Raw genomic sequence first — 8,756 nt, 5'->3', positions numbered from 1 at the left:
ATTGAATCCGCGCGGATCAAAAACAAGTTTTGAGTCAGAAATACCCTTAGTGGCGTGATAATAAGATTGGTGGGGGTTGTCAAGGAGTTTTTATGCCAGTTAACTACACCAATGATTGTTTTACTAAATATTTGTACAATTATTATTAAGATATTCCCTAATCTTCTTTAAATCTTCCCAAGCTAAACGTTTCTGTGCTGGCTGGCGAAGTAGGTAAGCTGGGTGAAATATAGCAGCTGTAACAACTGAATGAGATAAATATTGGTTGGTGTACGTATGAAATCTGCCACGTAAAGTTGATATAGTCTTTGTGTTGTCAAGAAGGCTATAACATGCGATTCCCCCAACTAAAATTAAAATCTGCGGTGAAACCAGTGCAATATGTTTTTCGACGAATGGTCTGCACATATCAAGCTCTAGGTCGGATGGCTTTCTATTGCCAGGTGGACGCCAAAATACAGTATTGCTTATGTATACTGTAGTGCGGTCAAGATTGATTGCATTTAACATTTTGTCGAGCAGCATCCCACTTGCACCACAAAATGGTATGCCTTGCAGGTCTTCATTTGCACCTGGAGCTTCACCAACGAGCATGATTTTTGCATTTGGATTACCATCGGAAAAAACAGTATTAGTTGCAGTTTTTTTTATTTCACAACCTTCAAATGACTCAGCTGCACTTCTTAGCTCATCTACACTACTGCATTTACTCGCAAGTTTCCTTGCCTCAACTATCCAGTCACTTGGAAACATGGATTGTTGCTCTTTTTTTTGGGCTTCGGCTTCGATGGCAGGGGACTGTGCAAGTCCGCTATTTTCCTTTGTTGCTGTTTCTTTTTCCTCTTCACCTTCTGTCAGCGTGCAATCAATGCCTTCTTCATGGTAAAATTTCAGTAATTCTAGATCTTCATTGCTCATAGTGCCTCTTAACCTTTTGTGCCTTTTTCATGGCCATATCATACTTCAATTTAGACAAATGTCTAATATATAATATACCATTTAGGTGATCCAATTCATGCTGAATACACCTTGCAAGCCAACCACTAGCTTTTAGCGTCTGTTCTTCGTTATTTAAGTCTCTGTATTTCACAGTTAAATACTTTGGACGCTTAATTTCATAGCTTTGCTCTGGAATTGAAAGACACCCTTCTGTGAGAATTACTTGTTCGTCAGATAATTCTGTAATTTCAGGGTTAATCATGCAAAATTTGCCTGTCGATTCATATGCTGCTGGCCCATCTTCGGTTTTCTCCAGCTGAATATCCATGACGAAAATTCTCTTTAACACTCCAACTTGCACTGCAGCAAGGCCAAGACCTTCTGCATCGTACATAGTTTCAAACATGTCGTTTACTAATTCTTTAATTTTATCGTTTATATCTGTTACTTCACTGGCACGTGTAGTTAGCCTTTCATCGGGAGCAATTACAACTGGTAATTTAGACATAAAATTATAATTTTATGTTTTATTTTTCCCTTTGTCCAGTATTTGGGGTATATTAAAATGTTGCTGTGTTTTTAATAGGAATATAAATTATTAAAGAAAGCTACAATTCGAATGAAATTGTATAATAAGGTCAACTAATGTACTCTGCAGTAATAGTAAAACCAAAGAGAAATGTTTTTGCTGTTTTAGACATAGGTACAACAAAGATTATTTGTCTAATTGTTAAGATCAGCAACAATTTTAACTATAAAATAACAGGAACAGGTTATAAGATTGCAGAGGGTGTAAATGGTGGATTAATAACTGATGTAAAACATGCAAATTATTCTATTTCATCAACCGTAGGTTTAGCTGAGCAAGTATCAGAAGAAACTATAGACCAGATATATGTTAATATTGCTGGATGTAGCATCTCATCTTTCAATGTGCACAATGAAATTATTGCAGCTAATCATGAAATCTCTGATCGTGATATAAAACGTGTAGTCTTTCAAACGTTTGAGAAATATATTGAAGAAAATGTTATCATTCACAATATACCACTGAAATATCACTTAGACGACATGACTGATATAAAGGAGGTTAGTGGATTATATGGAAAAAGATTATCTGCTGATGTTAATGTCGTCACTGCTTCGCGTCCAGCGCTTACCAACATTGAAAATTGTATAACCAACAATAATGGGATAAGTATGGCAGGTTGTATTGCTTCTGCTTATTCTGCAGGTCTTGCCTGTCTAAGCGAAAATGAAAAAGAACTCGGGACTGCTATTGTTGATATAGGGGGTGGGTGTACTGCAATTGGAATTTTTAAGAGAGGAAAATTTATACACGCAAGCAGCATTCCAGTTGGCGGTATTCACATTACCCGAGATATTGCCTATGGGCTATGCACAAGTATAGAACATGCAGAACGCATAAAAATACTGTATGGTAACACTATTGTGACCTCAATAGATGAGAACGAATATATTACAGTACAAAATAGTGAAAGTGATGAACCGACTCAAGTGCTCAAGTCCGAACTTGTTGACATCATAAGACCAAGAATTGAAGAAATACTTGGTCTAATAAGAGAGCAATTTTGGGAGCAGAAAGACCCAATTAATAAAGTAGTCATCACAGGCGGGACCAGTCAACTGGCAAGTATAAAAGAGATTGCAAGCTATATATTCAATAAGCAAGTCCGTATTGGGTGTCCTGAATCGTGTAGCGGTCTTGATGGTGAATACAATAAAAATCCTGTGTTTTCTGCTGCAATAGGTTCTATAAAGCTCATAATTGACACTTTTTATAAAAATAATCCCGGAATGCTCGGTCATGATGGCAAAATAAGTAAATTATACCACTGGGTAAAATCAAAAGTTACAGTTTAGACTTCTGCTTCTTCTTGTCACGCGAGTCCTGGCCCTTTATCCTGGTCATTTCTAATGAAGGATGTTTTACCAAGAGCGTCTTGTTTACGGTTTTTTCATTAAAATGTTATTTACTTATTAACTTAAAATACATAACATTACATGGATGAAAAGCAGCCCATTAGCAGTAGTATTCGACTGGGATAATACCTTAGTTGACACTCAAGATAATATTTCTAATGCCATTAAGCATACCTTGGACTTAATGGGGTGTAGTAATAAAATTGCTGATAGAAATTCCCATGAATCAAGAAAAAGCTACATGGTCAATTTATTTGGCGATCAGTGGAAAAAAGCGAATCAGATATACCAACAATACTTAGACAATGCACTGTTGCAAAACATTACTCTAAATCAAGGAGTAGAGAAAATGCTGCAGACGTTGAAAAGCCATAATATCTATCTAGCAATAGTAAGTAATAAGAAAAACACTAATTTACGTGAAGAAGTAGCCTATTTTAAGCTAGACTCTTACTTTGAAAAAGTAGTTGGTTCATGTGATACTGCGGAAGATAAACCATCTGCAACTCCACTGCTATTTGCACTAGAGGAGAGTATATTGCCTATAAATAGAGAAAATGTGTTTTTCGTTGGTGATAGCATCACAGATATTTCGTGTGCACAAAACGCTAATTGTTTGCCTATCATATACGGCCAATTAATAAGTGGCTACGAAGATTTGTTATGTTTTCAGCATTTTGATGAACTTACAGACTTCATAATAAAGTATTTGAAAGATAGGTAATGACAGAGATTGCCAGTATAAAAAGGCGCTTTTGTGCATATCTAATAGATATGGCAGTTTTATTAATTCCAAACTTATTAATTATACTATTGTTAAAGAATTTTCCGTTAATTTTAGATCTATCATATATGTGTGTAAATTGCAGTTACTTCACATATTTTATATCTTCAGCAGCCCAGGCAACTCCCGGTCAGCAGTTAATGAACATACATACCATAAGCCTAGACGGTTCTAAAATAGACTTGAGTTTAGCATTTGATAGAAGCATCTCTCAGTTTTTTCTTTATCTATTGAAAAACGTAATACTTATCCTTGTCGGGCTTTTTCAAGAACAAGATGCGTTAGTAAGCGTTTTCAACATATTGGTAGTAGTTATGGTAGTAGTTATAGAGTATCTGCTTGTCCTCTGCTGGTATTTGGTTGCTTGCTTCTCTCAGAAAAAACAGACATATCATGATATGCTGTTTGGTACGATTGTTGTAAAGGAAACTATCAAATAAGTTGTCATCAGCTTCATTGTCATGTAGATTATATCGATAGATTAAACTAAAGGAAGGTTATGAGTAAAGAGATAGTAAAGCATTTGAATAAATTACTAACCAACGAGTTGACTTCTGTGCGTCAGTATCTTTTACATTCTTCAGTTCTCAAAGATAATGGGATTAATAAACTTGCAGAAAAGATGAAAAAAGAGCTTAACGAAGAACTTGGACATGCAAATGAACTGGCAGAAAGAATCTTATTGCTTAAAGGTGTACCAAACTTTCAAAATACAAATGAAATCTCAAAGTATGACGGGAAGTTCACGAAAGATACAATACGCAAAATCTTAGAAGATAATTTCAAATTAGAAGAAAAAGGTTTACAAGATTATAAAGAGGTAATTTCTGTTGCTGAAAAAGAAAAGGATTTTGTTAGTGTAATGTTATTAGAAGAACTATTGAAAAATGAAGAAGAGCACTTACATTGGATTGAAGAGCAGATTAGCCTTATTGAGCTTATAGGTACAGAAAATTACCTAAAAATGCAAATATAAAGTGTTAAAAAAAACAGTATTTGTTTTAATTATACCTTGTTTACTTCTTTTTTCATTAGGGTTATGGCAATTGTTTAGGTTGAACTGGAAGAATAATATTATCAAAAATATGAGTCTTCCAGTTGTTTATCTATTGCCCAATGATGATCTTGCAAATTTTAACTATAGACATGTCAAGATTGATGGGATTCTAAGTGATATAGAACTATACGTTTTTGCAGGACAGCGCGGTTATCATGTGCTGTCTCCTATGCTGCTCACCACTGGACATTACATGCTGGTGAATAAAGGAATGATCAAAGAAAGGAAGGGTGAGAAGACAAAAATTGAAAAAGTAGCTGTGAGTGGAATTTTATATTGCGATGGCAGTAAAAGCAGAAGTTGGTTGATCAAGAATGATACTGCTTTAAACACGTGGTTTACCCTAAGTACAGAAGAAATCTCCAATGAACTTGGTATTGAGCTAGGGAAATGTATGTTGTGGCAAAAAGATTTCGGCAATAAATTAACTATACAGCCGATGAAACACTTAGAATATACAGTAACTTGGTTTGCACTTTCCTTGATTTGGCTAATTATATATGTGGTTTATTATAGACAAAACAAACACCACTCAAGTGTCTGACATCAACGGTTGGAAGAGAACTGAAGAAATAATCATTCATCCATATCGCTACTAATGTCCTTTATCATACTGTAATTGCCTTTTCTAAACCTACTTTTTAAAGACTCAACTCCACTTTCGCTAATTCCACTCAGGCTCAATGCTGCTCCACCAAGTTGCAGCCCCATCTCAGATGTTTCAGGAATAATTTTACTAGCCCCTAAATCCTTATAAACCTCTGCATTACTCAGATCTGGTAGGCGTATTATAATATTTACATGCGGGAAATTTGTTGCAACCAAAGAAACTATCTTTTTTATAGTAACTTCGTTTTTTATTGAAATCACAAGAGCCTGAGCTCTTTCTATTCCCACTGATTTTAAAATTTCATATCTTGTGGCATCTCCAAGATATATAGGAAAACTGTCACTTTTCCCTTCTTTGACTATTTTTGATTGAATATCCACAATAACGTAACTTAGATGTTCTGCAGTAAGCATTTTTGTTACCATATATCCCACCCTGCCAAACCCAGCAACTATCACATGGTTGTAAAGATCTTGTGTGTCTGTTTCAATTGCTTTATCGTCTAGTATTACTTTCTCAGTGCTAAATGAATTTACTATCCAATCTCCAAGTCCTGATAAAAGAGGAGTGAAAGCCATAGTTACTGTAGTTACCATCATAAGCACTTGAGCAATCTCACTTGGTAGTACGTCTAGCTCATCTGCTAGACGAAATAGAATAAATGCAAATTCACCCCCTTGTGCAAGCAGCAATCCAGCTTGTATAGCAGGTGCGCTTTTAAACCCAAAGAATTTACACAATACATATATAATAGATGTTTTTAGAACAATAAGGATAACCGATAATAAAGTAACCAGCGGTAGCTTATTGAGTAAAAGATCAATATCGATAGACATACCGACAGTCATAAAAAATAAGCCTAGAAACAAGTCTTTGAATGGCAACACTGCGTGTTCTACTGAGTGCCTATGCTCCGTTTCTGCAACTAATAATCCAGCAACAAATGCGCCCAATGCCATCGATAAATGAAATTGTTCAGTAATGAATGCTGCTCCCAGTATTATCAGGAGTGTTGTTGATATAAAAACCTCGTTACTTTCCATTTTAGCAATAACCGAAAATAAGGGTCTAAGTAACAACCTACCAGTTATAAATATCAGTACTAACGCGATAGCTGCTTGCACTAATGAACCTGCCAGTGAGCTTATCAGGCTGTTTCCAGAGTTACCGGTAAGTAAAGGTACTAATACTATTAGCGGTACCACTGCAAAATCCTGCATCAATAGTACTGCTATCGACAACCTACCAACTTGACTTGCTTGAGAACCTTTCTCCTGTAGGACCTGTAACACTATCGCTGTTGAGGATAATGCAAGTCCGCCGCCAATAACTGCTGCCATATTTGTATTCACTCCAAAAGCAAGAGCAATGCACCATATTGCTACCATGGTGACTATAACTTGAAGGGAACCAAACCCAAATACATGAATGCGCATGGCGATAAGGCGTTCAAATGTCAATTCAAGACCTATAATGAACAATAGAAAAACTACACCAAATTCTGCAAAATTATCCATTGCTTCAGCCGAATGTATTAGGTTAAATCCATGAGAGCCAATCAACGCACCTGCAACGAAATAACCGAGCACTGGGCTGATATTCATTTTCCAAAACGCTATAACTATAAACACAGCAGCAGAGAGTAAAATTATAATATCAAACAAATGCTGAGAGTTGCTGTGCATGATATTTAACCTATAGAATTAGACCATTTAATTGAGCAACCAATACTTGATTTTTGCTCGGCTGGAGGATTACCGGTTTCTGCAATAAATTTCATAGCTTGAAATAGATCACTGCTTCCTATTTTATAGTTTTGAACCTTGTCTTTTTTTGCATCGTTAAAACGTCCACGATAGCAAAGATTTAATTTAGCGTTGAAGCCAAAAAAGTCAGGAGTACAAACAGCATCATACTTTTTAGCTACTTCTTGCGTGCTATCAATCAGATATGGAAATGTAAACTTATTTTCCTTGGCAAAATTGACCATATTTTCAAAGGAGTCTTCTGGATATTCATTTACATCATTTGGCATTATTGCAACGGTATTTACCTGGTAATCTTTTCTTAGCAAATCAACATCGCTTACTAGATTGCTGACAATCGATTGAACATAAGGACAGTGGTTGCATATAAACATTACAATTAGGCCATTTTTTCCACGACAATCATTCAATGCATAGTGTTTATTATCCACCCCTAGAAGATTAAAATCCTTTGCAGTAAAGTCAAAGTCTATCTTGGGAGTATTCAGTGCAACCATAGCTTACAGAGATTTGTGTATCACACATAACTTATAATATTATTGCTTAAATGTCAAATGGTTCCTGTATATACTATTTGCACATTCTTTTTTAGTATCGCAATTGTAGAACTTATGTTTATAACTTTCGAAGGAGTAGACGGCTCTGGTAAAACAACACAGTCTGAGTTACTTGCAAATCATTTTAAGCAAATTCGTGGTGAAAATCGTGTAATATTGACCCGAGAGCCAGGTGGCACTGATTTTGCAGAGAAGGTAAGAAAAATATTGCTTAAGGACGATGTTGATCCTATCTCTGAACTCCTGTTACTCGTCTCAATGAGATATGAACATGTGAAAAAATTAATATTACCAGCCCTGAAAGAAGGAAAGATAGTAATTTGTGATCGGTTTATTGATTCAACTATTGCATACCAAGGATACGGGCTTGGGGTTGACTTAAGGCTAATAGGAGACCTACATGAGTTAGTAAAAATTAAACGTCCAGATATCACATTTATCCTAGATATTGACGTTCGAGTTGGGCTAGGCAGAGCAAAGGATAAAAATAAATACGAAGAGATGGACATTAATTTTTATGATAAAGTTCGAAAAGGATTTCAAGAAATAGCACTAAAAGAGCCAGATAGGTGTAGTGTTATTACTGAAATTGAAACTAAAGACAATAATCAAGTGCATGGTGAAATTATTGTGCAGTTAAATTGCATAACCTGAACTGAAAGGCTTGGCGTTTCCTGTAGCACTCTTAAAATTGCTTTGATGTTTAAGTACCTCAATGACCTGAACTGGAGGTTTGAGCGAATCCGGAGAGTAGCTAAGTTGCACACTGTTGATTACCACAGCATTGATTTATTACCACATCAACAAGATACCCCACTACGCCACCTATCACAGCACCAGCAATTCCTGATAACACAGCAGTTGCAACTATTCCAATAGCAGCGATTTCAGGTATAATTACCATTGCAGCCAACGTGGCACCTATAGCACTAAACAATAACGCTGGAACTATAACCATCCACCTTCTTCCTGAAGATTGTTTTTGTGGATTGTTAATTATACTTTCCTTACATAATTCTACAAGCTTGCTTTTCTTTTTTGGGTCAGCATGATGAATAGAACGATTAGGATCAACACCTGCATTCAATAGTAATTTTGC

General features: G+C 35.8%; 10 protein-coding genes and 1 pseudogene. 6 read left to right on the top strand and 5 right to left on the bottom strand.

All coding sequences use genetic code 11. The features are described from left to right. Nucleotides 1-123: 123 nt before the first annotated feature. The gene (locus HET73_RS04400; protein ID WP_174133425.1) at nucleotides 124-918 is read right to left on the bottom strand and encodes a uracil-DNA glycosylase; all 795 of its coding nucleotides are present in this window, start codon (nucleotides 916-918) and stop codon (nucleotides 124-126) included. Then, a complete protein-coding gene (def, locus tag HET73_RS04395) occupies nucleotides 908-1,447 on the bottom strand; it encodes a peptide deformylase (RefSeq protein ID WP_174133424.1) in 540 nt (179 codons plus the stop codon). The genes HET73_RS04400 and def overlap by 11 nt, the downstream gene beginning before the upstream one ends. Nucleotides 1,448-1,584: 137 nt before the next feature. On the opposite strand from def, the gene ftsA reads away from it, so the two are divergent. The 5 genes from ftsA (at nucleotide 1,585) to HET73_RS04370 (ending at nucleotide 5,268) form a co-directional block, all read left to right on the top strand. Further along, a complete protein-coding gene (gene ftsA, locus HET73_RS04390; protein WP_174134085.1) occupies nucleotides 1,585-2,823 on the top strand; it encodes a cell division protein FtsA in 1,239 nt (412 codons plus the stop codon). A 145-nt stretch (nucleotides 2,824-2,968) separates the two neighbouring features. Beyond that, nucleotides 2,969-3,607: an HAD family hydrolase gene (locus HET73_RS04385; RefSeq protein WP_174133532.1), complete on the top strand. Its 639-nt coding sequence runs from the start codon at nucleotides 2,969-2,971 to the stop codon at nucleotides 3,605-3,607. Beyond that, nucleotides 3,607-4,107, top strand: a complete 501-nt coding sequence (locus HET73_RS04380; protein WP_174133531.1) for an RDD family protein — start codon at nucleotides 3,607-3,609, stop codon at nucleotides 4,105-4,107. The genes HET73_RS04385 and HET73_RS04380 overlap by 1 nt, the downstream gene beginning before the upstream one ends. A 59-nt stretch (nucleotides 4,108-4,166) precedes the next feature. Beyond that, nucleotides 4,167-4,643: a bacterioferritin gene (gene bfr / locus HET73_RS04375; RefSeq protein WP_174134084.1), complete on the top strand. Its 477-nt coding sequence runs from the start codon at nucleotides 4,167-4,169 to the stop codon at nucleotides 4,641-4,643. Between the two features lies 1 nt (nucleotide 4,644). Beyond that, complete coding sequence (locus tag HET73_RS04370) at nucleotides 4,645-5,268, top strand: SURF1 family cytochrome oxidase biogenesis protein (RefSeq protein WP_174132986.1); 624 nt, start codon at nucleotides 4,645-4,647, stop codon at nucleotides 5,266-5,268. A gap of 32 nt (nucleotides 5,269-5,300) precedes the next feature. Here the strand turns inward: HET73_RS04370 and HET73_RS04365 are convergent, their stop codons facing one another. Further along, complete coding sequence (locus HET73_RS04365; RefSeq protein ID WP_174134083.1) at nucleotides 5,301-7,019, bottom strand: monovalent cation:proton antiporter-2 (CPA2) family protein; 1,719 nt, start codon at nucleotides 7,017-7,019, stop codon at nucleotides 5,301-5,303. A gap of 5 nt (nucleotides 7,020-7,024) precedes the next feature. Next, on the bottom strand, nucleotides 7,025-7,597 hold the full coding sequence (locus HET73_RS04360; RefSeq protein WP_174133521.1) for a thioredoxin family protein: 573 nt from the start codon (nucleotides 7,595-7,597) through the stop codon (nucleotides 7,025-7,027). Nucleotides 7,598-7,711: 114 nt separating this feature from the next. Here HET73_RS04360 and tmk point away from each other — a divergent pair, with 114 nt between their 5' ends. Next, nucleotides 7,712-8,311 (top strand): dTMP kinase, encoded by a 600-nt coding sequence (gene tmk, locus HET73_RS04355; RefSeq protein ID WP_174134082.1) that lies wholly within the window; start codon nucleotides 7,712-7,714, stop codon nucleotides 8,309-8,311. Nucleotides 8,312-8,411: 100 nt separating this feature from the next. Here tmk and HET73_RS04350 read toward each other — a convergent pair. Continuing rightward, nucleotides 8,412-8,756 (bottom strand): annotated as a pseudogene (locus tag HET73_RS04350) (hypothetical protein); the annotation flags it as partial.

The sequence above is a fragment of the Wolbachia endosymbiont of Atemnus politus genome (genome assembly GCF_013309895.1).
The sequence above is the reverse complement of the archived record's forward strand: the minus strand, read 5'-3'. Positions and strand labels throughout refer to the sequence as shown.

Excerpts from the sequence above, each read along its gene's own strand:
- HET73_RS04400 (WP_174133425.1), bottom strand. The coding sequence starts at position 918 with ATGAGCAATGAAGATCTAGAATTACTGAAATTTTACCATGAAGAAGGC.
- def (WP_174133424.1), bottom strand. The coding sequence starts at position 1,447 with ATGTCTAAATTACCAGTTGTAATTGCTCCCGATGAAAGGCTAACTACA.
- ftsA (WP_174134085.1), top strand. The coding sequence starts at position 1,585 with ATGTACTCTGCAGTAATAGTAAAACCAAAGAGAAATGTTTTTGCTGTT.
- HET73_RS04385 (WP_174133532.1), top strand. The coding sequence starts at position 2,969 with ATGAAAAGCAGCCCATTAGCAGTAGTATTCGACTGGGATAATACCTTA.
- HET73_RS04380 (WP_174133531.1), top strand. The coding sequence starts at position 3,607 with ATGACAGAGATTGCCAGTATAAAAAGGCGCTTTTGTGCATATCTAATA.
- bfr (WP_174134084.1), top strand. The coding sequence starts at position 4,167 with ATGAGTAAAGAGATAGTAAAGCATTTGAATAAATTACTAACCAACGAG.
- HET73_RS04365 (WP_174134083.1), bottom strand. The coding sequence starts at position 7,019 with ATGCACAGCAACTCTCAGCATTTGTTTGATATTATAATTTTACTCTCT.
- HET73_RS04360 (WP_174133521.1), bottom strand. The coding sequence starts at position 7,597 with ATGGTTGCACTGAATACTCCCAAGATAGACTTTGACTTTACTGCAAAG.
- tmk (WP_174134082.1), top strand. The coding sequence starts at position 7,712 with ATGTTTATAACTTTCGAAGGAGTAGACGGCTCTGGTAAAACAACACAG.